The organism is Pseudoalteromonas sp. SG41-1, assembly GCF_014164575.1.
Taxonomy (GTDB): Bacteria; Pseudomonadota; Gammaproteobacteria; order Enterobacterales; family Alteromonadaceae; genus Pseudoalteromonas; species Pseudoalteromonas rhizosphaerae.
Window position 1 is genome coordinate 228,609 of the sequence record NZ_JACJFL010000002.1, and the last position, 25,987, is coordinate 254,595.

The 25,987-nt window shown below is 40.9% G+C and carries 24 protein-coding genes; 11 read left to right on the forward strand and 13 right to left on the reverse strand.

From position 1 onward, the window contains the following. Position 1: 1 nt before the first annotated feature. Positions 2 to 373, reverse strand: coding sequence for a hypothetical protein (locus H5203_RS02505; RefSeq protein ID WP_145234209.1), 372 nt, complete (start codon positions 371 to 373; stop codon positions 2 to 4). Between the two features lie 57 nt (positions 374 to 430). Then, positions 431 to 850, reverse strand: coding sequence for a DUF3429 domain-containing protein (locus H5203_RS02510; protein WP_149980032.1), 420 nt, complete (start codon positions 848 to 850; stop codon positions 431 to 433). 245 nt (positions 851 to 1,095) lie between these two features. Between H5203_RS02510 and ahpC the strand changes: the two genes are divergently transcribed. From ahpC to H5203_RS02525, 3 genes are all read left to right on the forward strand, one after another. Then, entirely contained in the window at positions 1,096 to 1,665 is a 570-nt protein-coding gene (ahpC, locus tag H5203_RS02515) for an alkyl hydroperoxide reductase subunit C (RefSeq protein WP_145234205.1), read from the forward strand. Positions 1,666 to 1,767: 102 nt separating this feature from the next. Next, positions 1,768 to 3,342 (forward strand): alkyl hydroperoxide reductase subunit F, encoded by a 1,575-nt coding sequence (gene ahpF / locus H5203_RS02520; protein ID WP_145234203.1) that lies wholly within the window; start codon positions 1,768 to 1,770, stop codon positions 3,340 to 3,342. Between the two features lie 134 nt (positions 3,343 to 3,476). Continuing rightward, a complete protein-coding gene (locus tag H5203_RS02525) occupies positions 3,477 to 3,881 on the forward strand; it encodes a GFA family protein (RefSeq protein ID WP_145234201.1) in 405 nt (134 codons plus the stop codon). Positions 3,882 to 3,979: 98 nt separating this feature from the next. Here the strand turns inward: H5203_RS02525 and H5203_RS02530 are convergent, their stop codons facing one another. Then, positions 3,980 to 4,450, reverse strand: a complete 471-nt coding sequence (locus H5203_RS02530; protein WP_145234199.1) for a DM13 domain-containing protein — start codon at positions 4,448 to 4,450, stop codon at positions 3,980 to 3,982. A 200-nt stretch (positions 4,451 to 4,650) separates the two neighbouring features. Further along, a complete protein-coding gene (locus H5203_RS02535; protein ID WP_246175458.1) occupies positions 4,651 to 5,463 on the reverse strand; it encodes a transporter substrate-binding domain-containing protein in 813 nt (270 codons plus the stop codon). A gap of 141 nt (positions 5,464 to 5,604) precedes the next feature. Between H5203_RS02535 and H5203_RS02540 the strand changes: the two genes are divergently transcribed. Further along, positions 5,605 to 7,230 carry a methyl-accepting chemotaxis protein gene (locus H5203_RS02540; protein WP_145234197.1) on the forward strand — a complete coding sequence of 542 codons (1,626 nt, stop codon included), beginning with the start codon at positions 5,605 to 5,607 and terminating at the stop codon, positions 7,228 to 7,230. 156 nt (positions 7,231 to 7,386) lie between these two features. On the opposite strand, the gene H5203_RS02545 is transcribed toward H5203_RS02540, so the two are convergent. The 8 genes from H5203_RS02545 to H5203_RS02580 all read right to left on the reverse strand — a co-directional run bounded on the left by H5203_RS02545 (position 7,387) and on the right by H5203_RS02580 (position 15,221). Next, positions 7,387 to 8,232, reverse strand: a complete 846-nt coding sequence (locus H5203_RS02545; RefSeq protein WP_259399199.1) for a patatin family protein — start codon at positions 8,230 to 8,232, stop codon at positions 7,387 to 7,389. A gap of 29 nt (positions 8,233 to 8,261) precedes the next feature. Further along, positions 8,262 to 9,497: an ABC transporter permease gene (locus H5203_RS02550; protein WP_145234192.1), complete on the reverse strand. Its 1,236-nt coding sequence runs from the start codon at positions 9,495 to 9,497 to the stop codon at positions 8,262 to 8,264. Further along, a complete protein-coding gene (locus H5203_RS02555; protein ID WP_182819324.1) occupies positions 9,497 to 10,693 on the reverse strand; it encodes an efflux RND transporter periplasmic adaptor subunit in 1,197 nt (398 codons plus the stop codon). The genes H5203_RS02550 and H5203_RS02555 overlap by 1 nt, the downstream gene beginning before the upstream one ends. Next, entirely contained in the window at positions 10,690 to 11,850 is a 1,161-nt protein-coding gene (locus H5203_RS02560; protein WP_145234188.1) for an efflux RND transporter periplasmic adaptor subunit, read from the reverse strand. The genes H5203_RS02555 and H5203_RS02560 overlap by 4 nt, the downstream gene beginning before the upstream one ends. Next, positions 11,840 to 12,811, reverse strand: coding sequence for an efflux RND transporter periplasmic adaptor subunit (locus H5203_RS02565; RefSeq protein ID WP_182819325.1), 972 nt, complete (start codon positions 12,809 to 12,811; stop codon positions 11,840 to 11,842). Before H5203_RS02565 ends, H5203_RS02560 begins: the two co-directional genes overlap by 11 nt. Further along, on the reverse strand, positions 12,805 to 13,479 hold the full coding sequence (locus H5203_RS02570) for an ABC transporter ATP-binding protein (RefSeq protein ID WP_145234184.1): 675 nt from the start codon (positions 13,477 to 13,479) through the stop codon (positions 12,805 to 12,807). The genes H5203_RS02565 and H5203_RS02570 overlap by 7 nt, the downstream gene beginning before the upstream one ends. Before the next feature lie 317 nt (positions 13,480 to 13,796). Further along, positions 13,797 to 14,249, reverse strand: coding sequence for an NfeD family protein (locus H5203_RS02575; protein WP_145234181.1), 453 nt, complete (start codon positions 14,247 to 14,249; stop codon positions 13,797 to 13,799). Between the two features lie 18 nt (positions 14,250 to 14,267). After that, on the reverse strand, positions 14,268 to 15,221 hold the full coding sequence (locus tag H5203_RS02580) for a slipin family protein (RefSeq protein WP_145234179.1): 954 nt from the start codon (positions 15,219 to 15,221) through the stop codon (positions 14,268 to 14,270). A 340-nt stretch (positions 15,222 to 15,561) separates the two neighbouring features. On the opposite strand from H5203_RS02580, the gene cas6f reads away from it, so the two are divergent. Beyond that, the gene (gene cas6f, locus H5203_RS02585) at positions 15,562 to 15,771 is read left to right on the forward strand and encodes a type I-F CRISPR-associated endoribonuclease Cas6/Csy4 (RefSeq protein WP_145234177.1); all 210 of its coding nucleotides are present in this window, start codon (positions 15,562 to 15,564) and stop codon (positions 15,769 to 15,771) included. 1,002 nt (positions 15,772 to 16,773) lie between these two features. After that, entirely contained in the window at positions 16,774 to 18,774 is a 2,001-nt protein-coding gene (gene tkt / locus H5203_RS02590) for a transketolase (protein ID WP_182819326.1), read from the forward strand. A gap of 107 nt (positions 18,775 to 18,881) precedes the next feature. Here tkt and tal read toward each other — a convergent pair whose 3' ends face one another. Continuing rightward, complete coding sequence (gene tal, locus H5203_RS02595; RefSeq protein WP_182819327.1) at positions 18,882 to 19,835, reverse strand: transaldolase; 954 nt, start codon at positions 19,833 to 19,835, stop codon at positions 18,882 to 18,884. A gap of 238 nt (positions 19,836 to 20,073) precedes the next feature. Between tal and H5203_RS02600 the strand changes: the two genes are divergently transcribed. The 5 genes from H5203_RS02600 to H5203_RS02620 all read left to right on the forward strand — a co-directional run bounded on the left by H5203_RS02600 (position 20,074) and on the right by H5203_RS02620 (position 25,914). Then, on the forward strand, positions 20,074 to 21,726 hold the full coding sequence (locus H5203_RS02600; protein ID WP_145234171.1) for a ribulokinase: 1,653 nt from the start codon (positions 20,074 to 20,076) through the stop codon (positions 21,724 to 21,726). Beyond that, complete coding sequence (locus H5203_RS02605; RefSeq protein WP_182757395.1) at positions 21,723 to 22,424, forward strand: L-ribulose-5-phosphate 4-epimerase; 702 nt, start codon at positions 21,723 to 21,725, stop codon at positions 22,422 to 22,424. The genes H5203_RS02600 and H5203_RS02605 overlap by 4 nt, the downstream gene beginning before the upstream one ends. A 22-nt stretch (positions 22,425 to 22,446) precedes the next feature. After that, a complete protein-coding gene (gene araA, locus H5203_RS02610; RefSeq protein ID WP_064665184.1) occupies positions 22,447 to 23,946 on the forward strand; it encodes an L-arabinose isomerase in 1,500 nt (499 codons plus the stop codon). A gap of 93 nt (positions 23,947 to 24,039) precedes the next feature. Beyond that, entirely contained in the window at positions 24,040 to 24,630 is a 591-nt protein-coding gene (locus tag H5203_RS02615; RefSeq protein ID WP_182819328.1) for an HAD family phosphatase, read from the forward strand. 216 nt (positions 24,631 to 24,846) lie between these two features. Beyond that, positions 24,847 to 25,914, forward strand: coding sequence for an aldose epimerase family protein (locus H5203_RS02620; RefSeq protein ID WP_259401895.1), 1,068 nt, complete (start codon positions 24,847 to 24,849; stop codon positions 25,912 to 25,914). Positions 25,915 to 25,987 lie beyond the last annotated feature (73 nt).

Here is a 25,987-nt window from a genome sequence, read left to right on the forward strand (position 1 = left end):
ATTATTCTAGTGGTGTGTTTTTAGCATCATGATCAATTAAACGTAAAAACGCTAAGCGAGTCTTTAGTCCTTCAATCGCGATTTGTTTGATAATTAAATTAAACGTGATTAATACTGCAAACGCAATATGAATAGGGCCATGAGTAAAGCCTGCGTCTGGATCGAAGAGCATTAAGCCAAACAGTAAAAAGAGTACCACGAGTGCAATTTCAAGCCATTGATTAGAATAAAACGATAATCGGCCTTCACTCTTATGATCTTTCTTGATTTGAATAGCACAAAAAAAAGGGATCACTTTAATTTTGAAATGAGCGCTTTTCTCAACATAGTTTTCACCGAGTTGATCAAGCTGTTGGCGCAATTGGTCTATCATTTTAGTTCCTCAAAAAGCAGTGCACGGATGGTACATTAATCCGTTTTAAAGGGCGAGCTAGTTAGGGTATAAACTAATGCCTATTACTAATATATGGCAAACAAACACCACTGAGGTTAATACAAAGCGCATTTTTTGATAATCAGCATGGTAGCTTTGCCATTGCGGGCTGGTTTTTTCAAATAGTAATACCAGCCAAAAACTAACCGCTAACCAAGCCAAGGTTATGTGTTGTGGTAAAAAAGCTAAAAAGCCAAGCGGTAAAATCGGTAGTATAGCCTTAATCGCATCTCGATAACTCTGTTGTCCAGCGTGCCATAAGTTACCACTCATAAAAGCCAAAATTGCAATACTATAAAAAGTAAAAAACTGCATATTAAAGTTATTACTACCGACTAATAACGGCCAACCGACACACGCTAAAAAGGGCAATAAGCCTAAATAGCCTAACTGGATATGATTGATGAATTTATTCATGGCTTACCCCAAAATTAACTAAAAATACGTATTCGCGATATTTTTCAGTGAGCATTGTAACATTAGACGCAAAAAAAGCTTTAGCCCTATCTGTCCAGATGACAATGACCGCTTCAGTCAATAAAATCGATTGAATTAATCTAAACAATCAATTTTATTAATTTTTATTTACACCTTATTGTATTGCTCAAGCCAACGCAGCAACCTGCGTTGTTTACACTTTAAATAAACAAATGAGGAATACTATGAGCACTTCATTAATTAACACTAAATTACAACCTTTCAATGCAACGGCTTACCACAATGGTGATTTTGTTGAACTATCAGAACAAGATGTTTTAGGTAAGTGGTCTATTTTCTTTTTCTACCCAGCTGATTTTACCTTTGTATGTCCTACGGAACTGGGGGATGTTGCAGATCACTATGCGCAATTACAAGAAATGGGTGTAGAGGTTTACTCAGTATCGACTGATACTCACTTTACTCACAAAGCATGGCACGATACATCAGACACTATTGGTAAAATTACTTACCCTATGATCGGTGACCCAACAGGACGTATTACACGTAACTTTGGTGTAATGATCGAAGACGAAGGCCTAGCACTTCGCGGTACGTTTGTAATGAACCCTGAGGGCGAAATCAAAATCATTGAAACACATGATTTAGGTATTGGCCGTAGTGCCAAAGAACTAGTACGTAAAGTACAAGCGGCACAATACATTGCGACTCATGATGGTGAAGTATGTCCGGCTTCTTGGCAGCCAGGTGAAGAAACATTAGCACCATCGCTTGATTTAGTTGGCAAAATTTAAATCACTATTACAAAGCATTAATATGCTTGAAGGCTCATCATCACAATTTTATTAAGCACATTAGTGTGATGATGGGCATTTTTGCTAAAACAAGGGTAAGTCATGTTAGATACCAACATTAAAAATCAATTAAAAAGTCACTTTGCAGCTATTGCTGATCCTGTTGAGCTACTTATCGCCTTGGATGACAGCAAAAAATCAATAGAAATTGACAATTTAGCCAACGATATTGCGTCGTTGAGCGACAAATTTTTGGTGCGAGATAATCCAGATAGTGGCGTACGCCGTCCATCAATAACGGTATCTTCACCTATTCGAGATAGCCAAATTACCTTTGCTGGTGTGCCGATGGGGCATGAGTTTACCAGTTTGGTATTAGCGTTGTTACATACGGGCGGGCATCCGAGTAAGGCGTCGGCTGCAGATCTTGAGCAAATTAAGTCACTGACTCAGCCACTTGAGTTTGAAGTGTATATTTCATTAAGTTGTCAAACATGCCCGCAAGTCGTACAAGCGCTTAATTTAATGGCCGCTAATAATAGCAACATTAAAGCAACTATGATTGATGGGGCATTATTTCAAGATGAAGTAGAGCAGCGAAATATACTTGCAGTACCCGCGGTGTACTTAAATGGCCAGCCCTTTAGCCAAGGTGCGATGAGCTTAACTGATATTTTAAATAAAGTTGATAGTAAAGGGGCAGAGCGCCAAGCCGCTTCTCTCAATGAAAGATCACAATTTGATGTGCTTGTCGTAGGTGGTGGTCCTGCTGGTGCATCTGCAGCAATTTATTCAGCACGTAAGGGCTTAAATACAGGCATTGTTGCTGACCGGTTTGGTGGACAAGTAGCTGATACGCTAGCAATCGAAAATTTTATATCTATTAAAGCAACCGAGGGGCCTAAGCTCGTAGCTCAGCTTGAAGAGCATGTTAAAGAGTACGATGTAGATGTCATGCACAATCAACGAGCCGTCGGTCTTAGTTATAAAAATGGTTATGAAATCACGCTTGAAAACGGAGCTGTGCTCAGTACTAAATCGTTAGTACTGGCAACGGGCGCTCGCTGGCGTGAAATGAACGTAGCTGGTGAACAACAATACCGTGGTCATGGTGTAGCGTATTGTCCACATTGTGATGGACCGTTATTTAAAGGCAAACCTGTTGCCGTTATTGGTGGTGGTAATTCGGGTATAGAAGCGGCAATTGATTTAGCTAATATTGTTGAGCACGTTACGGTACTTGAATTTGCAGATACGTTACGCGCCGATGAAGTGCTTATTCGTAAAGCGAAAAGCTTAAAAAATATTACTATTATTAAGAATGCTCAGACTACAGAAGTACTCGGTGATGGTAAAAAAGTGACGGGCTTAAGCTATACTGATCGCATCTCAGGTGAGAACAAACAGTTAAACTTAGCAGGTATCTTTGTACAAATAGGCTTAATACCTAACACTGAATGGTTAAAAGACAGTAATGTTGAACTCAGTCAGTTTGGCGAAATAATAATAGATGCAAAAGGAGCGACATCTTTAGCTGGAGTATATGCTGCGGGAGATGCAACGACCACACCATTTAAGCAAATCATCATTGCGATGGGCAGTGGTGCAACAGCAAGCCTAGGGGCATTTGATTACTTAATTCGTCAAACACCTAGTGAAGAGCAACGCGTAGCATAAATCAAATTATAGTCTCTTGATATAACAGCTCCCACCCATAGCTGTTTGTTCACCCAAGCCGCCCTCTCCAAAGGCGGCTTTTTTGTATAAAAAATTGTGCTAGTATTTAGACTTATTTTTTAAAGAGTTTTAGCATGTATCAAGGAAGTTGTTTGTGTAACAAGGTCACAGTGCAAATTGATGGCCCGATCCAGAGCATTATTCATTGCCACTGCTCGTTGTGTCGTAAAGCCAGTGGTACTGCATTTGCAACCAATGGATTTATCTCTCGTGTTGACTTTAAAGTAACCAAAGGCAATGAGTGGTTAAGCAGCTTTGAATTTAAACTAGGGCGTATCCGCTATTTTTGTAGTGCATGTGGCAGCCCAATCTACAGTGAAAACCTTGATGATATAAGCAGACTAAGGTTGCGTCTGGGTATACTCGATAGCGATATTACAGAGCGTCCTATGAGCCATAACTTTGTTAGCTCAAAAGCGAATTGGGAGCAAATAAATGCTGATATCCCACACTATGATGGTTTTGAACCGACCCGCTAAGGTCGTTGGCTGATAGTGTTTTTATAATAAGTAAACTGGTAAATAGTCTGTGCCGCAACTCTCTGTTGCTTTTAAAGCAGTTGTTTCCCAGTACTTGTTCATTGGTACTGAGCCGCGGTTATAAATTGTTCAAAACTCTCACACCACACAATAACAGTGTTAAAGCGTGCAATATTAATATCGGCTGGCACCTTAATTATAAAACCATCGAATGTATTTATGCTTGCAACCCTTGTCATTGTGCCTTTATAGGCTAAAAAATCGGCTTCATTATCAATAAAGCGATTAGCTAAATAAAGTTGGTAATCTGGGCCTGGGCTCAAGGTGCCATCAAAAGAGATCATTGCATTGGTTAATCTGACTTGGCCGTTACCATAATGCAAAGCATCGGAGCCTGCGAGATCAGCTTTGAATTCACCACTATAAAGTGCTTGCTGAGCATGTGTGGCTAGCTCAAGTTTGCTGGGGGATGGTGGGGCCGTTAAAATTGGCAGTGTGTATAACCCCGCAACAAAGCCAACACAAAATATCATCAGATAAACGACTACCTGCCACAATTTACGCATCATAATAAGACCTTATCCATGAGAGTATTCAGTATATAGGGCAAAACAAGCGGATTCCTTCATCTATAGTTATAAGCTAGCTTACAAAATTGGATTGGGCGAGTTCAATCTTCATTTAAGTATTTACTTTATTAGGGTGCTTGACCCTATTGTGAACTGACTTAATTGTTAGCTCGCAATAAGTAATGTGAGCTATGGTGTCGCTAATTTAGGTGAAAAACTTTTCTCGATGATAATGCGAGATCTCGTTCTTTTTCACCAAAAAATTGTTGATAAAGCTGCGCAAACTTACCGTTTTTTTGAAGTTTTAGTAACCCTGCCTCTAACTCCATTAGTAAAGCATCGTTTTGTTTATGAGTGTAAAAATAATAATGACTCGGGTATTGCAACATGATCGTTGGTTCAATCATTAAGTTTTGATGCTGCAGTTTAGTCACCTCAGCGGCAATAGCTGATACCGAGCGAGGAAAATAATCTGCCAAACCTGTCTCGAGTGCTCTAGTCATGCCTTTATAATCTAGCTCACCATTAACAGTGAAGCCATTGCGGATAAGTACATCATAATCAGACCAACTTTGCTTTTGTAATGCGATTAAAGGCTTAAGCTGTGCTGAAGTTGATATTTCAGCGAAGCGCGGTTGTTGATTTTTATTAATTATTAGTAATCGCTTGCCGTGTAAACCTTGGTAAATTGACAATGAGGTATGATGTAAATCTGGGTAGCTATTAGCAGGGAGCGATAGCCAAGCTAAATTAATACTGCTTGCTTTTGACAACTCTTCCACCACGCGTTTTTTATTCATTGGTCTAATGGAGTATATAAAATCAACCTGTTTTCCTTGCTCAGCAAAGGCGAGCGTTAACAGCGCATGAATATAGTGATTACGAGGGGTATCGGTGTTGCTGGGGCTGGCTAAATGAAGATTAACGATTGCTTCATTTGCGTGTACAAAGCTAGTAAACGCCAAAGGCAATAACAATAACCAGAGCACGCCAAAATTATACAATTTCATCATTGAGCTATAACTTAAAATTTTATGACTCTAGTATAGCAAAATTATAATACCTTATTGTTGCAAAAAAATATTATAAAAACGTAGAGGCTTTTGAATTACGTATTATACTTGTAAATATTAAAGATGTAGCTTTGGAATACTATGTTAAATAATTATTTGGTCCGTTCCCGTTTAATTGTATTAGCGCTTTTACCTGTTGTAATATTTACGATTACTGCCATATATTCAATTAGTACTATGGGAGGGTTAGTCAAAGGAATTGACAGTTTATATGAAAACCGTGTCGTACCATTGAAACAGATAAAAACAGTGTCAGATAACTACGCAGTTAATATTGTTGATTTACTTCATAAATTTAGAGCTGGGACTATAAGCCAAAATGATTTATTAGCGGCAGTACAGCAGTCTCAAAATACAGCCGATAAAGAATGGAATACTTACCTTAGTACAGACTTAACCAGTGAAGAAAAAAGCTTAGTAAATACTGTTGAACAAAAACTTAAGCCAGTTCAAGCGCACCTCAAAAATTTGTTGAATAAAATACGCAATGGGGATTTCCAGTCACTCTCTCAACAGCAGTTTGTTACTGATCTATATGATGTATTCGATCCGTTAAGTGCGAGCTATCAAGCTTTAATAGAGCTGCAATTAAATGAAGCGAATCACTTTAAAAAACAAGCCGACGAAAACTTTGCGTTAGTAAGTCTAGTGATGAAATTATCAGTAGCACTGTTGATTTTTTTGTTGTTAGCCATTGCTTATTTTATTTATCGTTCAATTCAAAATCCATTGATGGCGCTGCGCGATACCATTACGCAAATTGCAAATAATGCTGACTTGCGAATACGAGCCAATGTACTTGGTGAAGATGAAATTGCAGATACTGCGCGAAACTTTAATAATATGTTGTCACGTATACATACTTTAGTAACCGATGTATCTGGGGCGACGTTAACTTTATCTTCTGCGGCAGAAGAAATGAACTCAATTAGTGAGCAAGTGGCCTCAACAGCCACAGAGCAAGAGCAACAGTCTACAATGATTGCGACAGCCATTACGCAAATGAGTAGTGCGATTGAACAAGTGGCACAAAATGCGATGGCCACATCAGAAAAAGCCACTAATGCAGATAGTAAAGCACAACAAGGGCAGCAAGCCGTTGCTGATAATATTAGCTCAATCCAAACGTTATCTAAGTTAGTAAATACAAATACACAATTAATAAACGATCTTAATACACAAACAAATGATATAAATCAGGTTGTAATGATGATCCAAGGCGTTGCAGAGCAAACTAACTTACTAGCTTTAAATGCTGCGATTGAAGCCGCAAGAGCAGGGGATTCTGGTCGTGGTTTTGCTGTTGTTGCCGATGAAGTAAGGCAGCTTGCTCATAATACCCAAAAAGCCACAGCGAGCATTAATGAAATGATCAGCAAGCTACAAGGTATGGCTCAACAAGCTGTTGTTGCTATGGGCAACGCTGAAAGTAGTGCACAAGAAAGTGTTGATCATGCAGAATATTCATCACAAGTTTTAACTGAAATAAATCAAGAGGTAACCGAAATTGCCGATATGAACACGCAAGTGTCAACAGCCACTGAAGAGCAAAAAATGGTGGCCAATGAATTAAGTAGTAACATCAACGAGTTTAGTTCTAGTATTGCATCAGTGAGTGAAAGTTCACAGCAAAACGCACAAGCATCACAGGAGTTGGCGTTACTCGCAAGTATGTTACAACAACAAGTAAATGAGTTTAAAATATAACACTGTAATGATTGTACCTTGTTATTAATAGAGTACGAATGACAAGGTACAGTCTAAATTTATTCGTTTTCACAAGGTTTGGTTCGCGCAGTTTTGTGACAACATCAGCAAAAACAATAAGCTGCCACACACTTTTTTATAAATAAAATCATTGTTCTATAGCTGTATGCTTTGCAAATGTTGCTGTGCAGCTACAATCCCCATTTGGTAACCATCGCTGAGCTTTTGATAGTTTTTAGTGGTGCGGCCAACGTTAAAGTCAGCAGGTGGTGCGATGATATTTATTTTACAGTCTGCAGGTGGATTATGAATAAACGCAATACTGGCATTATAGTTATCAGCACGAGCTAAAGATGCACTGGCAAGTGCCGGGTGGTTTTTATAAATGCGGCGTGTAAACCATGGGGCCTTACTGGTTTTTTTACGATATCCAAGTGGTTGTGATAAAACTACCGTGATTTCTTCAGCCCCCATTTGATAGGCTTTTCGGATCGGAATTGAATCAGCCACACCGCCATCGGTCATGGCAATACCATCTATGACTGGGTAATCTCGATAAGCAATAGGAATCGCACAGGAGGCTTTTAACTGCTGCTCCATTTGCTCTGCTGTCGCTTTTAAATACTGCGCTGATGCTGTGTCTATATCGGTAGCGACAATATAAAATTCACAGTTCTGTGTTGCAAATGTGCCAAGATCTAAACGAATATCAGCCATGGTGGTTTGCCATAACCAATCTAAGTCAAATAAATGCCCACCACGGATAAAGCGCGCTAAATTTATAAACTCGGGTCGGCATGAATAATCAGTGATCACTTTATGATTACGTTTAGCTTGTTGGCATAAATAAGCCGCAATATTCGTTGCCCCAGCAGAAACACCAAAGCAGCGATTAAATGGTTGGTATTGTGCCCCTAAGAACGCATCAAGTACGCCGGTGGCAAATATGCCGCGCATTGCACCACCTTCTACAACAAGGGTGTGTTTGTTGTTGCTCACCAAATTTTCTCCTTTAACTACTAACATTCGAGTTAATCACTTTGCAGTGCTTCAATAGGATCAAGCTGTGACGCTTTGATCGCGGGGTATACACCAAAAATAAGGCCGACTAACGCACAAATACTAAACGATAGCACGATGGCGGTCATTGACCACGATACCGCCCACTGCGAATACATAGAGATAATTTCAGACAAGCCAATACCAAATACCACACCCAGTAAGCCACCTAAAATAGAAATGGTAAAGCTCTCGGCAATAAATTGTATCCGAATGTCTTTTTGTGTTGCACCAATAGCACGCAGTAAGCCAATTTCTTTAGTGCGTTCAAGCACCGTCGCCAACATGATATTCATAATACCGATACCGCCAACCAAGAGTGAAATGCCTGCCACGCAGGACATCACAATATTAAATATTTGCTGGGTTTGTTTTTGCTGGGCTAATAACGCGGCAGGAATCACTAATTCAAAATCATCAATATCACTGTGGCGATTTTGCAGTAAATGTTCCAGTGCTTGTGCGGCAACAATTGGATCAACCGATTTATCAATGGCTAGTTTTAAGCTGCTGACTTCACTATCAAGTAAGCCACTTTCAAAGCGGTGTAATGCAGTACTAAGTGGAATAAATACTTGGTTTTGTTCGTTACCAAGTTTGACTCCTTGAAATTCTTTTTTCTTTAAATAAGGCGCTTGTAAAATACCGACTACTTTAAACCATAAGTGGTTAATTTTTATTTGTTGACCGAGTGCGTCACCTAACGGAAATAGTTGCTTGGCAGTATTTGCGCCAAGCATTGCCACTTGAGCAAACCGTTGTTGATCGTTTTTATTTAATATACGCCCAGCAAATAGTTGAAAATGTGACAGCTGAAAATAATTAGCGCTTACACCTACGGCATTGGCGTCGCTGTTATTGTATTGGCTAAAAATATGATACGTCTCGATGGTTTTTTGTGCGGCAAAATCGGTAACAAAAGGCAGCGAGTCGTGGGCAACTTGGGCATCACGCAGGCTTAAACCGGCCGAGTGCTTACGTTGCTCTTTGAGTTCTTTTTCATCGAACTCTTTGCCATTAACAATCAAATTATATAACCCCATAGAGTCAATCATTTTCATGGCTTCACGTTCAGCACCTTCACCAATATTGAGCATAGCAATGACGGCACCGACACCAAATATCATCCCTAATAAAGTCAGTAAAGTACGTAACTTATGCTGTGCAAGCTCTAAGGCGGTGTCGATAAATAAAGTTAAATATTTCATCAGATGTCCTTTATATCAATGAGTGAGATCACATCATTAGCAGCTAAACCTGCGAGGATCTCTACATGACTAAGGTTATGTTTGCCTAATAAAACGGTCTTTTTGACAAATTCGCCAGCTTCTTCAACATAAACATAATGCGCATTTTGTTCGGTAAAAACACTTTGTTTGGGTACCACTAAACGCTCACTTTGCGGTGTCACTAAAATAGTCGCATTGAGTTTTAAACCCGGGCGTAAAGCGTTATTTTGCTGATTTATCGTTGCTTTTAGCTCGTAAAATTTTTGTGGATCGCCGCGTTTTATTGATTTAGGAAACGGCGATACCGCGATTAACTCGCCGCTAAATTGCTGCTCAGGCAATGCAATAAGTTTGAATGTAAGTGACTGACCTACGGATAAATCGATTGCTTCACGTTCAGACACATATAACATCAACTGCATTTGGCTAACATCAGGCAGTGCTGCTATTTTTTGACCAGGCCATAAGGATTCACCCGCTCGCGGTTTTTCGCCGCGCCAATTAGTACTATGGGTTAATAAGCCATCGTGAGGGGCGATGATCTCAAGCAATGATAGGTTAGTGTTCAACGTTGCTAATTTTTGTTTGTATTGGTCTTCTTTCATTTTTAATAACATCAACTCTCCGGTGGCACTTTGCTCAAAACGGCCAGTTTGCCAGTCGTAGTAGTTATGTTTTGCATTTAAAAACTCAACATTTTGTTGTGACTCTAAAATATCTAATTTAGAGCGAATGCGTTCATCTTCAATTGAGTAATCTTCGGCAAATTGCTTTTCTTCATTAACCAATACAATATCGTGCTCTAAAATAGTCTTATCTTTATCTATTTCTCCTGATTTTTGTGCTAAATCTTGCGCTGCTAAAGCCGCTTGATTAGTGTTTTTTTGGCTTTGCCGACGCATTTGTTCGCCATCAAAACGAGCAATGACCTGACCTTTTTTAACTTGGCTATATTCTGGCATTAACCATGCTAAAGTTTGTGGCCCACGGCTTGATGCTGGCGCAACAATCAGGGTTTCATTTGCTGCGATCAAATGCCCTTTGGCTTCAACCTCAGTTTTAAAACTGTGTTCACTAACCGTATAAGTGAGCGCGTTTTGAATTTCATGTTCTTCTGAACAACCGCTGATAAATAAAGCCGTAACGATTAAGCTAAGTGCAAAGCTCGTTTTCATAATTTTACCTCGTCGCCTAGTTGTAGGCCGCTTTTAACTACGGCGAGATTATCGGTAAAGTGACTTATCTCTATAAATTGTTTGTTATTTTCAGTGGTTGCAACATAGGGACCTTGTTGATCATATTGCAAACTGGTTAAAGGAATACTTAATACTTGAGGTAGGCGAGCGGTGGTGATCTCTAAGCGCGCAGTAAGTCCTGGGCGAATAACACTGGTGTCAATATTATCAATACTAACAATGGCATCCACAATCCGACGCTTATCTTGATATGACTTTTCTCTAAATACACGACCCAAACTCTTTATTTTCCCTGACACAACTAGTTCGCTACTGCCATCAATGGTTATTTTAACGGTTTGCCCTGGGGCAATTTTACCGCTGTCGGGTTCATCGATTTGTGCTTTTACTTGCATATTTTTAAGTACAGCAAGCTCAATAACAGGCTGACCAAATTGCACACTTTCACCAATGGATGACTTTTCACCTTCATAATTGGTTTTATAAATTACCAGCCCATCAATTGGGGCTTTTACCTTAAGGCGTTCAATATCTTGTAAATACCCGTCTACCTCACTTTGCAGCCGTGCAACTTTACTCTGCACCATTTTTAAGTTTAGTTCTTTGCTCTGTTGCTGAAACGTTTGCTTACTTTTAGCAAGCGTTAGATCGTTGTTTGCAATAGTAAAATCAATTTGTGACTTTTTACGTTCAACTTCAGAGCGAGATTGATCAACAATCTCTGCTTTACGTTTAGCTTTATCGTAGTTCATTTTCATTTCGGCTACGCTGAGGGTCAGTTCTTGCTCTTTGATAAGCTCTTTATTTTGCGCATTTTCGAGTTGTTTTTTTGCTCGCTCTAATGAAGATTGTTTGTCGATTAGCTTATCGCGAACTTGTTTGTCGTCAAACGATACCACCACTTGGCCTTTTTTAACTTGGGTGTTCTCCGCTAGCATAGTCTTAATTTGGTATTGCCACATACGGGCAACTGACGGCGGGGCAATGATCGCACTGGTTGATGACTCCAGTTCGCCATTGGCATTAACCGTGATAGCAATATCACTCTTTTTCACTAGATAATGTTGTTGCTCATCGTCATTACATGCAGTTAATAGCAACATACTCAATATTATGCATAAAACGTTATGATTCATCAGAGTCTTCTCCGATTGTTAATTTTGCACTCATGCCCGGTAACAGTTTTAAATTCTGAGCGTTAAAGTTAAAGCGAGTTCTAAAGTAGGCATCTTTGCCCCACTGAAGGCGTTCTTCTGGCTGAGTTGAAATTTCGCTTAAAGTCGCATTGAGCGGCTGTTGTAAATAGGCGTCAAATAACAATTGCGCTTGTTGGCCAAGTTGTAAATGTTGATAATCAATTTCGTGTACCCAGGCTTCAATGTAGAGTTCACTCATGGCCGGTATTTCGACAATTTTCCAGCCTGGTTGGGCTGTCATACCAACAAATGCTTTTTCGCCATTCCACGGGTGGTTTGCATATAAAACGGGCCCTGTACGCTGTGCCTTAATGCTCATACTTGCCAGTTGCGTTTTATTGTATGCAAGGTCTGTTTTTAGTTGTTCAATAGTCAGTAGCTGCTTATTGCGCGCAACGGTATTTTCAGTTTTAACTTGGCTGAGTTCTTCGGATGATTTTTGTTTATTGATCATGGCTTTTTCAAGTTCGAGCTGATTTTTTTGATAATCATAGGTACTTAAGTTAGCGTGTGGAACAGCAGCATCAATACGGGCACGCGCTAGTAAAAGCTCAGTGCGCTTAAAGTTAAACTCAGCTTCTATTTGTTTTTCTTGATTGCTAGTGGTGATCCTAAGCAGCTCTTCTTCGGCGGCCTCCAAACTTACTTCATCTTGTTCAATTTCAGTGGCAATTGAGCCGCTATCAAACACCACAACAACATCATCTTGTTGCGCTATTTCGCCTTCTTTCATCATCCATTGCACTTGTACTCGCCAATTGTCTGATTTTGGAGCATAAAAAATTTGCTTATCGCTGGCTTTTAGCTCACCGCTGAGTAACAAACTTTGCGCATTGCTTGAGAAAGCTAAGCTGTAAAGTAATAATCCTAAACAGGCTTTGAAACATTGACTTTTTAACATCCGCTATCCTCTATGACTATGCCATCTTTCATCCGAATAATTCGCTTAGCATAAGCAGCAATATCTTCTTCATGGGTTACCATGACCAAAGTATGTCCTTGTTGGTGGAGTGAGCAAAGCAACTGCATAATTTCATGAGACGTTTTACTATCGAGGTTACCCGTTGGTTCATCAGCAAAAATGACTTTTGGCTCATTTACTAGTGCTCTGGCAATAGCAACTCGTTGCCGCTGACCACCGGACATTTCAAATGGTTTATGGTGTGCGCGATTTTGTAAGCCAACCTTATCCAGCATCGCCATAGCGCGCTCACTGGCTTGCTGTTTTGGGGTGTCAGTATAACGCAGTGGCAAAGCCACATTTTCTTGAGCACTAAGGCGAGTTAATAAGTGAAAGGTTTGAAATATAAAGCCAATTTTTTTATTGCGGATAGCTGACAAACTTTCGTCATCTATTTCTTTAATACTTTCACCAGAGAGCAAATAACTGCCTGAGGTTGGTGTATCGAGACACCCAAGGATATTCATTAAAGTCGACTTCCCTGAACCGGAAGCGCCCATCACGGCGACAAACTCACCTTCTTTAATATGTAATGAAACATTACTTAATGCAATGACTTGCGTTTCGCCTGCACCATAAGTACGGCAAAGATTTTCGACCCTGATCATACAGTTACTTTTGTTTTTATTATTATCTGATTGGTTAAACTAGCGAGTTTTATAGCGAGACACAAGTCCAAATCTAGTAGTTAAATATACGTCTATTTGCAGCCTTTAATTGTTTTAACATTTAAAGGCTAATTAAATCATCATCAGTTAACAATTGCGTGGTTTTATATTTTATTTATTGCGTTTTAGCTAAGAGTTGTGCGGGTTTAGCGAATATTTTTTGTTACAAAAAAGCCAAGTAATTCGATAAAAAACTACTTGGCTGGCTTTATGGTAAAATCATACAGCATATTCAGAGTGTTATACCCACATCTAGGTTAAATTGCTGCAACCCACATAACACCGACTTCTTTTTTTACCACTTTTACATGGGTGCCAGCACTTAGTGGTTGCTGGCTTTTTAGTTTCCAGCTCACTCCGGAATACGAGTAGGTACTAACACCTAACTCATCAACATCGCTAGTGAGCACAAAATCAAGCTCTGCAAAGTCACTTTTCACTTCTTTATTATCAACATTATCTTGCATGCGTTTTAGCGGTTTCCATAGTAAAACAGCGCATGCGGCGGTGATCAAGGTGTTACTCCAAAGTGCGGTGGTTAATGAGTCTTCTAACAGCGCGAAGTTCATCATTAATCCAGTTGCAAATAATGATATACCCAAAAACAACAATATAAAGGTCGACATTCCAAGCACTGCCACTTCAATTATCAGTGCCAGTACACCTAAGATCATCAGTGTTTGGGCTAAATTATTGGTAATGAACTCCATAGTTTGCTCCTTTACAGCTTAACCTTTTTGTTTGGTATTTAAGGTATTAATAATCGACATCGCTTGCGCTACCATAGAGCTGGCATCGGTGCCATTATCGGGTAATAAAACAACTGACGATTCCTTAGCAATGGCTTGTTTCGCGGCAATTGCTTTTGAGGCGAGGTCTAATTGAATGGCTTTTTGACCTTGCTCAGTATCAGCTGCTTCACCTACTTTACGTAGTGCATCAGCTTGTGCTTCGGCTACCGCAATAATGGCTTTAGCTTCACCTTCAGCACGCAGGATTTGCTCGGCTTTTTCTGCCTCAGCGGCTAGTACCTGCGCTTGTTTTTTACCTTCAGCGACATTGATATTAGCTTGACGATCACCTTCTGATTCTAAAATTTGTGCACGTTTAACACGTTCCGCTTTCATTTGGGCTTCCATCGCTTCCATTACTGATTGCGGTGGCACAATATCTTTAATTTCATAACGTAATACTTGAATACCCCAAGGATCTGCGGCTTGGTTAATTGCCGCAACAATATTAGTATTTAGTACATCACGTTCTTCAAAGGTTTTATCCAGCTCCATTTTACCAAGCTCTGAACGCATCGTTGTTTGCGATAATTGCGTAACGGCAAACACATAATCATCAACGCCATAAGTGGCTTTGTATGGGTCCATAACACGGAAATACAATACACCATCAACAATCAATGAAATATTATCTTTGGTAATAGCAGATTGCGACGGCACATCTTGAGCTTGCTCTTTTAAGCTACGATCAGCGGCAATACGATCAACAAACGGCACAATAAAGTTTAGGCCTGCTTCTTTAGTTGATTGATACTTACCAAAACGTTCAATGAGCCACGCACGGTTTTGCGGCACAAATTTAACACTGCTTTTTAGCAGTACTAGCACAAAAATGAGTAAAAACGCCTCAACAGTGAATAACATGTTGAGAACTTGCGTTATCGGGTCCATAGATACTCTCCTTTAATAGTGGCCAATATGGCGTGTCACATATTTATTTAATTTATATACGTTATAAACGTTACTAACCCTACATTACCATTGAGCTGTAAGCCCAGCTAGTGAAAAATCGTGACAAAGTATGTCGGTAAGTTAATTACGATAGCAATATTATGGTCATGTTTTTTGAAGATGCACACAGAAAGCATGTTTAATTTTTGATCTAAAGCAAATCGTTTAGGCAGCAAAGGAAGTCTGTTTGTGAGCCTCTCAGTTAATTTAAGATTAGCAAGATCAAGGTGAATACCTTACATAGTTAAACTCACCTTCATGTAAGGATAGAGCCCGCGCCATGTTTAGCTCAAAACAAAGTGCAGATTTTTTCAAACAATGTAAATATGTACTTGGTGCTGCTGATAATCCTTATCTAGATTTGTTCAGCGGTTCAACAGAACAAGTGCATCGCAAATTCTTCGCGTTTAGTGATTTAAAAGATAAACTTATTGATGGTAAGTTTGATTCTTATGGATTAAGTAAAGTTGCCACGATACCTTGGTTTTAACCCTTTATTTTTTCTCTTTAAAATTTTCTATAAAAACAATGGGTTATAACATGTCGTTTTTGATAAGGTAAAATAGTAATATTTAACCTAATGGCTTGTTGTAACTTATTTTTATGCTGATATTCTATAGTTTACTGCCGGACAGGCAGCTTAGAAAATTAACTAAAAAGAAGTTTTACCATTTAGATTGTTTACTGCCGCACAGGCAGCTTAGGTGACGAGGGACCGAAACGGAGTTTCGCAGCCTGAGGAAGTGAGGTCATGGATGACCGATGTAACCAAGCTCCATGGATGGATTCAAACGCCGATGTTAATTTAACAATAGTTCACTGCTGCACAGGCAGCTTAGGTGATGAGTGACCGAAACGACTTACCGAATAAAGAGTGCAGCGCGAAGCAGTGAGGTCATGGCAGATTTTTGTTCCCGACAAAATCTAAGTACCTAAATCCATTTAGGCAATGACCGATGTGACCAAGCTCCATGGACGGATTCAAACGCCGATGTTAATTTGAAGTATTGTGTATTGTCGCGCCAGCAAGCTTAGCGCCTATGGTGGATAATATTGAAAATAGTGTTGTATATTTGTGCCCCAGCAAGCTTAGCGCCTACGGTGGATAATATTGAAAATGGTGTTGTATATTTGTGCGCCAGCAAGCTTAGCGCCTACGACACAGGCAGCTTAGGTGGCGAGGCAGTGAAACGATTTTTTTGATCACTATTCGGCGCTAAAGCGCTCTTCTACAAGCCACACCACTGATGTTACGGCGACGATATGCTTAACGTGCTAAGCATGAGCTACAAATTATTTCATGGTTTCTCATTTACCCTAATTGTCTGTTTTTTGTGCAAAAAATCGTTAAGTTCTAGGAAAATGATTTGCAGAGCTGCATTTGTATGCGCTGAAGAACTGTTTTTAGCGAGTTCGGGCGATTTCTGATTGCTATTTATATTACATTTTGAGATATTATTTATAATATAATATTAACAGGAAATAGTAACAGATGACTCTTCCCAGTTCTCAATCTGCAAATGCAATTCGCATGCTTGCTGTCGATGCCGTTCAAAAAGCTAATTCAGGTCACCCAGGTGCACCAATGGGGATGGCCGATATTGCTGCTGTTCTTTGGCAAAACTTTCACCGCCACAATCCATTAAATCCTGATTGGCCTAACCGCGACCGTTTTGTGTTGTCAAACGGCCATGGCTCTATGTTGCAGTACGCATTACTACATTTAAGTGGTTATGATGTCAGTATTGAAGACATTAAACAGTTTCGCCAACTGCATTCTAAAACGCCGGGTCACCCAGAGTATGGTTATACACCTGGGGTTGAAACAACTACAGGGCCACTTGGTGCTGGTATTGCCAATGCTGTTGGTATGGCAATTGCTGAAAAAACCTTAGCTGGACAATTTAATAAACCACACTTTGATATTGTAGATCACTTCACTTACTGCTTTTTAGGTGATGGTTGTTTGATGGAAGGTATCTCTCATGAAGCATGTTCATTAGCGGGTACTTTAAAGTTAGGCAAACTAATCGCTTTTTGGGATGACAATGGCATCTCAATTGATGGCGAAGTAGAAGGCTGGTTTACTGACGATACCCCAAAACGCTTTGAATCATACGGTTGGCAGGTTATTAGTGGCGTTGATGGTCACGATATGGCCGCGATTGCCAGTGCTATTGAAGCTGCGCAAGCTAACCCAGATCAGCCAACGCTGATCTGTTGTAAAACGGTGATTGGTTTTGGTTCGCCCAATAAATCGGGTAGTCATGATTGTCACGGTTCACCACTGGGTAACGATGAAATCGCTGCGGTTCGTGAGCAACTAAATTGGCCACATCCAGCATTTGAAATTCCTCAAGATGTATACAATGAGTGGAATAGCCGTGCCAAAGGTCACGATTTAGAAAGCGCATGGCAACAAACCTTTGCCGCTTATAGCAAAGCGCACCCAGAGCTAAGTAAAGAGTTTAACCGCCGTGTAACGACTAAATCATTACCGAGCAACTTTGCCGAGCTTGCCGATCAGTACATTGCCAAGTGCCAAGATGAGATGCAAAACATCGCAACGCGTAAATCATCACAAAATGCGATCACCTTTTTTGCCAAGCAGTTACCTGAATTAATGGGCGGCTCAGCTGATTTAGCTGGTTCAAACTTAACTTTATGGCCTGACGCGAAAGGTTTGCAAGATGATGCTGCCGGTAACTATGTATTTTATGGCGTACGCGAGTTTGGCATGAGTGCGATAATGAATGGTATTGCGCTGCATGGCGGCTTTATCCCATTTGGTGCAACTTTCTTAATGTTTATGGAATACGCGCGTAATGCTGTGCGTATGGCGGCGTTAATGAAAGCGCAAAGCATTTTTGTGTACACCCATGATTCAATTGGTCAAGGTGAAGATGGCCCGACCCATCAGCCAATTGAACAAATTGCTAATTTGCGTATGACGCCAAATATGTCGACTTGGCGCCCATGTGATGAAGTTGAAACAGCGGTTGCATGGAGTCAGGCTTTAATCAAAGAAGCTGGCCCAAGTGCATTGATCTTTAGCCGCCAAGGCACTAAAGCAATGCCGCGCACTAAAGAGCAACTAGCGAATGTTGCTAAAGGTGGCTATATCTTAGTTGATAGCGAGCACACACCTGAGCTGATCATTATTGCTACTGGTTCTGAAGTTGAGTTAGCGGTAAATGCAGCAGCTGCTCTAACCGCACAGGGTAAACAGGTTCGTGTTGTATCTATGCCATGTACCAATCAGTTTGACTTGCAAGATAAAGCCTATCGCCAGAGTGTATTACCTGTTGGTATTGCTAAAATTGCGGTAGAAGCTGCGCATAGCGATTTTTGGTATAAATATGTTGGCCAAGATGGCGATGTACTAGGTATGACTACCTTTGGTGAGTCAGCGCCAGGACCAGTTCTACTTGAATACTTTGGCTTTACTGTGAGTAACCTAGTTGCTAAGGCTAATGCGTTACTAGATGCTTAATTGTTTTGAACTTGGGTTAAAAATTTACCTGAACAAAAAGCCCGCTGATTTAATTAAATCAGCGGGCTTTTTTATTTGCAGAATTGATTTTATATAACGACTGAAGCTTAGATCAGCTCAGCTAGAATGGCTTCTAGTTTTTCTTGGTCAATTGCAAATTGGCGAATACCTTGGCTTAGTTTTTCTGTAGCCATGGCATCTTGATTCATTTCCCAGCGAAATGCTTGCTCAGTCATAGGCGTTGGCGGGGCAACTGTTTCAGTGGTAGGAGCTAGTTGACGCGCTAATGGGGCATCTGTTGCGGCAAGTTCTGATAGCAGCCCTGGGCTGATAGTTAATCTATCACAACCTGCTAGCAACTGAATTTCGTTGATGTTTCTAAAGCTTGCACCCATAACGATGGTTTTATAATCGTGCTTTTTGAAGAAGTTATAAATATGTGCAACAGACTGTACGCCTGGATCATTAGCGCCGCTAAAATCGCTAGCAGTTTGGTTTGCTTTATACCAATCAAGAATACGACCAACAAAAGGAGAGATTAAATAAGCACCTGCTTCAGCACACGCACGAGCTTGAGCAAATGCAAACACCAACGTTAGGTTACAGCGAATACCTTGTTGCTCTAGTACTTTTGCTGCTTGAATACCTTCCCATGTAGACGCCACTTTGATCAGTACGCGCGAGGTATCAATATCTTGCTCTTTATACAGGGCAACAAGCTCAAGGGCTTTATCAATAGTTGCTTGAGTGTCAAACGATAAGCGCGCATCCACTTCGGTAGACACTAATCCTGGCACTTGAGCCATTAAATTTGCACCAATTAGTACCGACAGTTTGTCAGCAGCTTTGCTGATCACCTGTGCATTGTCACTTGTTTGTTGCTTAGCCCAAGCAACGGCTTTAACAGCCAGTGGGCGGTATTTTTCAATTTTAATCGCATTGAGCAATAACGATGGATTGGTTGTGGCATCTTGCGGCTTATATTGATCGATCGCTTCAAAATCACCGGTATCAGCAACCACAGTGGTCATGGTTTTTAATTGTTCTAATTGGCTAGACATAGACATCCTATTTTCATCATACAAAATAAATTAACGGCTTTTAGCATTGCTTATGACATGGTTTAAGCCCTTTATAAGTGCAAAACATTAGTTTAAAGGGCACAGGTGTCACGAATATTTCAGAATAAATCTGTTAATAATATTTTTATAATACCTTTACAACCCGTCATTATTGATATTATCATACAAATAACAGTAATGACTAACATTGTTAGTATCCAATTAGTGAAAGGTATTTATGTCTCGTTATACATTGGGCTTAGATTATGGCTCTGATTCAGTAAGAGCACTGCTTGTTGATGTAACCACAGGTAAAGAGCTGGCTAGCCATTTAGTGAATTATCCGCGTTGGGCGCAAGGTTTATATTGCGATCCAAGTAAAGATCAATTTCGCCAGCATCCACAAGACTACATCGACAGCTTGATTGAGGTCGTCAATGGTCTATGGCAACAAGTACCTGCGGGAACTGCGGATAAAGTAATAGGTATGAGCTTTGATACCACAGGCTCAACGCCAGTGGCGATTAATAACCAAGGTACGCCTTTAGCGCTGACTGAAGAATTTGCTGAAAACCCTAATGCGATGTTCATTCTTTGGAAAGACCATACGTCGATTAAAGAAGCGAATGAGATCACCAAAGCCGCGACCAATAACGAGGTTAATTATCTTTCACACATGGGCGGCATCTATTCATCAGAATGGTACTGGGCTAAAGCATTACATATTTTTAGAGATGATGCGGCTGTAAAAGCGGCAACTTACTCGTGGGTTGAGCATTGTGATTGGATGACGGCATTGATGTGTGGCACCACTCACCCAGAAGTATTAACACTGGGACGCTGTGCAACGGGCCACAAACAAATGTGGAATGAGCAATGGGGTGGTTTCCCACCGAATAGTTTCTTCAGCAATATTGACCCATTATTAGATGGTGTGGTTGATACGCTTAATGCAGCAACCCAACCAAGTGACCAAGTCGCTGGTAAATTAACAGCGCAATGGGCTGATAAACTTGGTTTATCACAGAATGTAGTTGTAGGTTACGGTGCGTTTGACTGTCACATGGGGGCAGTTGCTGCCAATGTGCGTCCAGGTGTTTTAACTAAAGTAATGGGTACTTCAACTTGTGATATTACTGTTACTTCAAAACAGCAACTTGGCGATACCTGTGTTAAAGGTATCTGTGGTCAAGTAGATGGCTCAGTGATCCCAGGTATGATTGGCCTTGAAGCGGGGCAATCTGCGTTTGGCGATTTATACGCATGGTTTAAAAACCTAATGCTGTGGCCAACTCGCCAGTTAGCAAATTTAAACGACGTTGAACAAAGCTTGATCAATAAAATTGAAGACTCAATTTTAGTTGATTTATCAAAAGCTGCCAGTGCGTTACCGGTTAAAAATACTGATGTAACAGCACTTGACTGGGTCAACGGTCGTCGCACACCTGATGCAGATCAAAGCGTAGCAATGGCCATGACGGGCATGAAAATGGGCACTGACGCGCCGCAGTTCTTTAAAGCATTAGTTGAGGCGACGGCCTTTGGCGCTCGTGCGATCACTGAACGCTTTCAAAATGAAGGCGTACCGATTGATTCAGTAGTGGTAATTGGCGGCATTTCAAAAAAATCAGATTACGTAATGCAAACCTGTGCTGATGTATGGAATTGCCCAATTGACGTACTTGAAAGCGAGCAAAGCTGTGCGCTTGGTGCTGCAATTATGGCTGCTGTGGCAGCGGGTGAATTTGCAACAGTGGCGGATGCTCAGCAAGTTATGGCTTCTGCTGTATGTCATCAGTATTTACCTAACCCAGAGCGGGTTGCGGTTTATAACGAACTCTATGCTAACTATCAAGCGTTAGCACAGTATGTTGATGGAGCAAAAGCATGAGCTACACAGAATTAAAGCGCGAAGTATTCGAAGCAAATATGGAATTACAACGTCGTGGTTTGGTGATTTATACCTTTGGTAATGTATCGCAAATCGACCGCGACAAAGGCGTGATTGCGATTAAACCAAGTGGTGTATCGTATGACCAAATGAAAGCAGAAGACATGGTGATTGTTGATTTAGAAAACAACATTGTTGAGGGCAGCATGCGCCCGTCTTCGGATACCAAAACCCATATTCATTTGTATCGTCATTTTAATGAGATCGGTGGCGTAACGCATACTCATTCAACGTATGCCACTGCATGGGCACAAGCAAAGCAGAGCATTCCTTGTTTTGGTACTACACACGCTGATTATGTGCACGGTGACATTACCTGCACCCGCGAGCTTACTGATGCGCAAGTAAATGGTGATTATGAGCTTGAGACCGGTATTCAAATTACCGATGCTTATAAAGACCGTGATCCGAAAGCGGCACCTATGGTGATTGTGGCAGGACATGCACCGTTTACTTGGGGTAAAGATGCTGCGCAGTCTGTGTATCACGCTGCACTACTAGAAGAAATTGCTCGCATGGCTTACTTAACTCGCACCTTAGATCAAAATGCCGGTGCACTTAAGAAGTCTGTGATGGATAAACATTATTTAAGAAAACACGGTAAAGATGCCTACTACGGCCAAAGTAACCGTGGCTAACAAGTACAAGAGGAATTTATATATGCCGTCGTCAATGAAAGAAGTTTGGTTTGTAACTGGGTCACAACATTTATATGGCCCAAAAGTGTTAAATACCGTTGCAGATAATAGCGCTGCAATTGTGGCTGGTTTAAATAGCGAAGCTAATTTACCAGTTAACTTAGTGTGTAAGCCAACGGTGAAAACGCCTGAAGAAATTCATGCCGTGTGCCAAGCAGCCAACACCGATCCTAACTGTGTGGGTTTAGTATTATGGATGCATACGTTCTCACCTGCGAAAATGTGGATTGCTGGATTAAACGAGTTACGTAAACCATGGTTACACCTTCATACGCAATTCAATGCCGCGCTACCGTGGGCTGATATTGATATGAACTACATGAATACCCACCAAAGTGCCCACGGTGACCGTGAATTTGGTTTTATCGGCACAGTGATGCGTAAAGAGCGTAAAGTGGTTGCAGGTCATTGGCAACGCGCTGACGTACAAAAGCAAATTGATGATTGGTGTCGCGCTGCTAAAGGTTGGGCTGAAAGCCAAACACTTAAAGTGGCACGTTTTGGCGATAACATGCGTCAAGTTGCGGTTACTGAAGGTAACAAAGTATCAGCACAAATCACGTTTGGTTATGAAGTACATGCCTTTGGCGTAGCGGAGCTAGTTAAAGTTGTTGATACCGTCACTGATGCCGAAGTAGATGCACAGCTTGAAGTATACAAAACTGACTATGTGATTAGCGATGAAACGCTGCAAGATGATTACAAAGTATCGATGCTACGCAACGAAGCACGTTTAGAGCTTGGTATGGAGCGCTTTTTAGAAAAAGGTGGCTTTAAAGCATTCACTAACTGTTTTGAAGATTTATCAGGTTTATCAGGTTTACCGGGCCTTGCAACGCAGCGCTTAATGGCGAAAGGTTACGGCTATGGTGGCGAGGGCGACTGGAAAACAGCTGCTATGGTTCGCATCATGAAAGTAATGGGTGAAGGCCGTGAAGGCGGTTGTTCATTCATGGAAGACTACACCTATAACATGGGTGATACTGACCAAGTATTGGGTGCTCACATGTTAGAAGTGTGTCCATCAATTGCAGCGCAAAAACCACGCCTTGAAGTTCACACGCACACCATTGGTGTGAAATGTGATGTGGGTCGTTTATTGTTTACTGCTAAAGCTGGTGCGGCAATTAACGTTTCACCAATTGATATGGGTAACCGTTTCCGCATCTTAATTAACGAAGTAGACACGGTAACACCACCGGCTGAATTACCACACTTACCAGTGGCGTCAGCATTGTGGGAACCAAAGCCAAACCTTTCAGTAGCGTCTGCTGCGTGGATCCATGCTGGTGGTGCACACCACACTGCATACAGCCAAGCGGTAACTACAGATATGATTGTTGATTTTGCTGAAATGGCTGGCGTTGAAACCATGATCATCGATGCTGATACCAACATCCGTGGTTTCAAAACAGAACTACGCCATAATGCAGCGTATTACATGCTAAAGCGCGGCTTATAATTTTATAGCGCAAGTAGACAATAATATGTTGTTTTCATAAGCCAGCCTAGCGCTGGCTTATGCTATTGTGGGCTTTTAATTTTAGGAGTAACAATGCTAAGTCTAACAAAATACCAAGGCATTATTTTTGATATGGATGGTACGCTAATCGATTCGATGGGCGCACATTTGCAAGCGTGGGAGCTGACCTGCCAAGCTTTTGGCTATCCGTATGACTACGACTACATGTATGGTTTAGGTGGCGTGCCAACGCTTGCAACCGTTGATATACTCAATGAAAAATTTGGCCTTAGCCATAATGCGGATGAAATTGCGCAGCAAAAACACCAATTTTGGTTAGGTTTAAACCAGCAACCAGAAATCATTACTGAGACAGTCGATATATTAAATTATTACCATGGCAAAATGCCAATTGGTGTAGGTACTGGTGCAGACCGCGAGCATGCCATTGATCATTTAACTCATACCGGGTTAATCGATAAAATAGACGCATTAGTTACTGCCAGTGATGTTCGCCACGGTAAACCACACCCAGAAACTTTTTTAAGCGTAGCCAAACAAATAAACATTCAACCACAAAATTGTGTGGTGTTTGAAGACACGCAAATAGGCTATCAAGCAGCTCAGGCTGGTGGTATGGACTGCATTTTAGTCAAAGACGGCAAAATACAACTAAAAAGTTAGGCGAATAAATTTGCAATCGATCACTTTATTGTATTATAAAAGTATAAATACAATTATAATAAGGTTATTGTCATGTCATTGCAATGTGTAACTCAGCGCCTAACAGCGGTTCATCAGTCGTCAACATCGATTAAAAAATTATCTCGCGGTATCTTTGCAATAGCAGTGTCCTTTGGGATTGCTTTAACCCCCGCGTGTGCTCACCAAGGAGACAATATGACCAATTCACCTTCTGCATTACTGCACGCTTATGGCAAGCTGGCAGACCAAACTCCGATCAACCAAGTTACCCTAACCAATAGTAATGGCGTGAGCGTTGATGTGATCAATTATGGCGGCATTATTACCCGTATCGAAACGCCAGACAGCAATGGCAACATGGGTAATATTGTTTTAGGTATGGATAATTTAGAAGATTACACTAATGCAACCACTTACTTTGGCGCGATCATTGGCAGATTTGGTAACCGTATTGCTAATGGTAAATTTAGCTTAAACGGCACAGACTATCAGCTAGCAACTAACGATGGTGCTAACCATTTACACGGTGGTGTGCAGGGCTTCGATAAAAAAGTCTGGACCATGGCTCCATTTAGTACAGAAAACAGTGCGGGTGTTACACTTAGTTTAGTGAGCCCTGATGGCGATCAAGGTTATCCTGGAGAGCTGACAACACAAGTTACCTACACACTGACCAACAAAAATACTCTAGATATGCAATTTGTGGCAAAAACAAATAAGCCAACCATCATCAATATGACCCAGCACAGCTATTTTAACTTAGCGGGTAAGGGCGATATTCTCGATCATCAAATGCAAATCAACTCAAACGCAATCACCCCTGTGGATGGCGGTTTGATCCCAACGGGTGAGTTAATGCAAGTGGCGGGTACACCGTTTGATTTTAGAAATCCAAAAGCAATTGGTAAAGAAATTAATGTCGATGATGAGCAGCTCAAGCTTGGCAAAGGTTACGATCATAACTTTGTACTGAAAAACAAGCCTAATCATGATTTAATTGAAGCTGCTAACGTCTATGAGCCAAGCTCAGGTCGAACCCTAACTGTGTATACCGAAGAGCCTGCGGTACAGTTTTACTCAGGTAACTTTTTAGATGGTAGCAGTAAGCAAGCCTCTGGTTTAGTACATAAATTAAGAAGTGGTTTTTGCCTAGAGCCACAGCACTTTCCTGATGCGCCTAATCAGCCTACATTCCCAACTACAACACTGTTGCCAGGTGATGTTTACTCAACACGTATCGTGTATGAGTTTGGTACTAAATAACCACGCTCAATACGCGTGTGGGGCAGTTTTTATACTGCCCTAACTGCATCGGACAACTGCAGTAATCTAAAAA